Source organism: Rhodococcus sp. Chr-9, assembly GCF_000801125.1.
GTDB classification, from domain to species: domain Bacteria; phylum Actinomycetota; class Actinomycetes; order Mycobacteriales; family Mycobacteriaceae; genus Rhodococcus; species Rhodococcus pyridinivorans.
Map to the genome: position 1 here is coordinate 1 of NZ_JTIZ01000026.1, position 3,374 is coordinate 3,374.

Genomic DNA, 3,374 nt, shown 5'->3' on the forward strand with positions numbered 1-3,374 from the left:
CATCCCGGCGTGGTGGGCGGCGATGCCGCGTTCGAGGGCGGTGCGCCACGACGCGTAGCCGAGGACCTCGAGGTCGCCGCGCGGCAGATCCCGGGTGTGCTCGTCGACGATCCGGCGGATCTCGGCGGCTTCGGTCTCGTCGGTCAGGTGCAGACCCGAGCGCAGGCACTGCTGCACCGCGGCGTCGCAACCGGCGCGGCTGAACACGAAGGTAATCGCCGGCAACAGACCGTCGCGGTCGAGACGGACGATGACCTCCGGGCGCGGCGGCGGCCGGAAGCGGGGGCCGCGTTCACCCCAGCGGTCCATCCCGGACAGACTCTGCCGTTGCCGCACCGCCGACGCCAGCTCCGGGTTGACGACGATGTCGCGGCGCCGCCGGGTCGGGGCGGTGTCGGTGTCGGCGCGGCGGTCGAACAGGTCGTAGATACGGGAGCCGAGCATCATGTGCTGGTGCAGCGGGATGGGCCGCACCTCGTCGACGACGACGGTGGTGTCGCCGCGCACCGTGGTCATCCAGTCGCCGAACTCCTCGGCGTTCGACACGGTCGCCGACAGCGACGCCAGCCGCACGTCCTCCGGCAGGTGCAGGATCACCTCTTCCCACACGGCGCCGCGGAACCGGTCGGCGAGGAAGTGCACCTCGTCCATCACCACGTGGGTGAGCCCGATCAGGGCGGTGGACGACGCGTAGATCATGTTGCGCAGCACCTCGGTGGTCATCACCACCACCGGCGCATCGGAGTTGATGGACTGGTCGCCGGTGAGCAGACCCACCGAGTCCCGGCCGTGCCGGGCACACAGATCGGCGTACTTCTGGTTGCTCAGCGCCTTGATCGGGGTGGTGTAGAAGCACTTGGAACCGCCCTGCAGCGCCAGATACACCGCGAACTCGCCGACGACGGTCTTGCCGGCGCCGGTGGGGGCGCACACCAGCACCGAATGCCCACCCTCGAGGGCGCGGCACGCCTCGATCTGGAACGGATCGAGCGGGAACCCGAGGCCGGTGGCGAACTCCGCGAGCTGCGGGGTGGGGACGAGCGGCGCGGTGCCGGTCTCGTCGTTACCGGCAGGGCCGGGAGGGGGGTCGCCGGTCACAGGGTGTCGGAGTAGTCGGTGCGGGCCGGATCGGTCCGTACGGTGTCGGTGGGCGCCGTCGGCGCTGCCGGCTCCACCGGGCTCGGGGCCGGGATCGTCGAACCCTCGTCGTCGTCGAGATCGGCCCAGCCCTCGGCGCGGGCCTTGCGGGCGCGGCGCCGGTCGGTCAGCCGGGCGATCTGGATGGCGAACTCCACGAGCAGCGTGAGCGCCAACGCCAGGGCGAGCATGGAGAACGGATCCTGGCCGGGGGTGGCGATGGCGGCGAAGACGAACACCGCCATGATCAGCCCGCGCCGCCACGCCTTGAGCTTGGCGTAGGGCAGCACCCCGACGCCGTTGAGCGCGACGATCACCAGCGGGATCTCGAAGGACACCCCGAAGATCACCAGCAGGTTGATGAGGAACCCGAAGTATTCGGCGCCCGAAAGGGCGGTGACCTGCACGTCGTTGCCGACGGACAGCAGGAACGACAACGCGTGGGAGATCACCAGATAGGCCAGTACCGCGCCGGTGACGAACAGCGCCGCCCCGCAGGTGACGAAGCCGATCGCGTAGCGGCGTTCCTTGCGGTACAGGCCGGGGGTGACGAACGCCCACAGCTGGTACAGCCAGATCGGGCACGCCATGACGATGCCGGCGGTCGCGGCGACCTTCAGGCGCAGCATGAACTGCTCGAACGGTCCGGTGGCGAGCAGTCGGCACGCCCCGTCGTTGCTCAGGTCGGCGCGGGCCGAGGCGGGCAGATCGCAGTAGGGGCCGCGCAGGATCTCCCCGAGGCTGTCGAGGCCGAACAGGCTGCGGCTGTACCAGACGAATCCGAGGATGGTGGTGAGCACGATCGCAGCGAGAGCGATCAGCAGACGCGTGCGCAATTCGTAGAGGTGCTCGACCAGCGACATGGTGCCGTCGGGATTGGTCTTGCGCCGGCTTCGGCGCGGATCGAACGGGATGCGCACGGTGCGGTTCTCAGCTCCTGTCGAGACCACCGGCGTGCGGGCGTGCCGGGGTCAGCGGAACGCCGGGACACCCGTGGTGGGCGCCCCGGCAGGATGAACGTCGGTCAGGCAGACCGCGGTTCGGTGTGCGTGTTCGGCGCGGCGGGATCGGCTGTCGGCTGCGCGGCCGGCAACGGATTCGGCGCCGGCTGCGGCGTGGACGCCCGGGCGTCGTCGTTCTGCATCTCCTTGACCTCGCTCTTGAAGATCCGGAGCGAACGACCGAGACCGCGCGCGGCGTCGGGCAGCTTCTTCGAACCGAAGAGAATCACGACCACCAGCGCCACGATGGCCCAGTGCCAGGGGCTCATTGCACCCATTTACAACAACCTCCACTGATCGGCTCCGATCGATGCTACCGGACCTCGAGCACAGCCCGAGCCTTCGCGCCGGTGTATCCACCCACAATTCGCGGAGGGTTCACACAGATGTTTCACAACGCGACCGTCACGGTGTCGGACCCGCGCCGCGGGTCGCGTTCTCCCCGTCGAGCTCGGCGTAGGCGGCCAGCGCCGCCTCGGCCCGCGCCCGCACCGCGGCCCGCAACTCCGGTGGGTCGAGCACCTGCACCCCGGCGCCGAGACCGACGAGCAGCCGCGCCATCCACCCCGGCGACGCGTACCGCATCGACGCCTCGCACCTGCCGTCGGGAAGCACCTGCACGTCGGTGAGCGGGTAGTAGTCGAGCAGCCAGGTATACGACGGGGCGATGCGCAACCGCGCGGCGGGCAGCGACGGGTCGCCCTCGAACAGTTCGAGGTGCTCGTCGTCGGTGATCGCCCGGTGCGGCGGTCGCGTCGGCTCGTCGAGCACGGTGGCGGCGTCGATGCGGTCGAAGCGGAACAGCCGCACTCCTTCGGCGCTGCGGCACCACGCCTGCAGGTAGGCGTGTTCGTCGATGATGACGATGCGGATCGGGTCGACGTCGCGTTCGGAGACGGTGTCGCGGGAAGCCGAATAGTAGGTCAGGTGCACGGCGCGCCCGTCGCGCACCGCGGCCCGCACCTGTCCGGCGGCGTCGGAGTCCCCGGCTGCCTCCGGATCAGGCTCGGCAGTCGCCGCGGTGGCGGTGTCGGCGGTGGCGGTGTCGGCGGGCAGCGCGGCGGTCCCGGCGGCCGCCTCGATCTTCGCGATCGCCGACTGCGCCGCGGACGGGTCGACGACGCCGGGCATCTCCTGCAGCGACCGCAGCGCCACGAGCAGCGCGGTGGCCTCGGTGGAGGTCAACCGCAGGGGTCGTTCGATGCCGGCGGTGAAGGTCACCACGATGCTGTCCTC

The 3,374-nt window shown here is 70.5% G+C and carries 4 protein-coding genes; all 4 read right to left on the reverse strand.

Going from position 1 to position 3,374, the window contains the following annotated elements:
• Window positions 1-975: DEAD/DEAH box helicase (locus QR64_RS03175; protein ID WP_235366980.1), on the reverse strand; the 975-nt coding region annotated here is incomplete at its 3' end.
• Between the two features lie 119 nt (window positions 976-1,094).
• Window positions 1,095-2,057 carry a twin-arginine translocase subunit TatC gene (tatC, locus tag QR64_RS03180; RefSeq protein WP_033098353.1) on the reverse strand — a complete coding sequence of 321 codons (963 nt, stop codon included), beginning with the start codon at window positions 2,055-2,057 and terminating at the stop codon, window positions 1,095-1,097.
• A 104-nt stretch (window positions 2,058-2,161) separates the two neighbouring features.
• Entirely contained in the window at window positions 2,162-2,416 is a 255-nt protein-coding gene (gene tatA / locus QR64_RS03185; RefSeq protein WP_033098352.1) for a Sec-independent protein translocase subunit TatA, read from the reverse strand.
• A gap of 127 nt (window positions 2,417-2,543) precedes the next feature.
• Window positions 2,544-3,374: helix-turn-helix transcriptional regulator (locus QR64_RS03190; RefSeq protein ID WP_039584062.1), on the reverse strand; the 831-nt coding region annotated here is incomplete at its 5' end.

Bases quoted from the DNA above. Each gene is read 5' to 3' on its own strand.
- tatA (WP_033098352.1), bottom strand. From the start codon at position 2,416: ATGGGTGCAATGAGCCCCTGGCACTGGGCCATCGTGGCGCTGGTGGTC.